Below are 420 nucleotides of genomic sequence, written 5' to 3' on the forward strand. Positions count from 1 at the left end.
TTCGATCTCCTTGTCATCGCAAGGCGTGTTCGCCCGCCCTCTGGCCGCCCGAGTGCGCAGCCGGATAAAAATGTCCCGTGCCGCTCTCAGGTTGTTCATGCCCCCCATAATCTGGAGTAACCTGCCCAGAGCCAGCTCGATATCCTTGTCATCACAGGGGGTATTTGCCTGTCCCCCCGCCGCTCGGGTACGCAGCTGGGTAAAGATCTCCAGTGCCGCTCTCAGGTTGTTCGAGCCTCCCATAAGCTGATGGTGTCTCCCCAGAGCCAGTTCAATGTCCTTGTCATTACAGGGAGTGTTCACCTGTCCTCTGGCCGACTGAGTGCGCAGCCGGGTAAAAATGTCCCGGGCCGCTCTCAGGTTTTTCATGTCCCCCATAATCTGAAGTAACCTACCCAGAGCCAGTTCGATCTCCTTGTC

Annotated in this window: 1 protein-coding gene; it reads right to left on the reverse strand. The window is 57.4% G+C overall.

Translation table 11 applies throughout. From position 1 onward, the window contains the following. Positions 1–420 (reverse strand): hypothetical protein (locus E1189_RS22210; RefSeq protein ID WP_196220836.1); only part of this gene is annotated, 420 nt, incomplete at both ends.

Source organism: Parendozoicomonas verongulae (assembly GCF_009711465.1).
GTDB classification, from domain to species: domain Bacteria; phylum Pseudomonadota; class Gammaproteobacteria; order Pseudomonadales; family Endozoicomonadaceae; genus Sansalvadorimonas; species Sansalvadorimonas verongulae.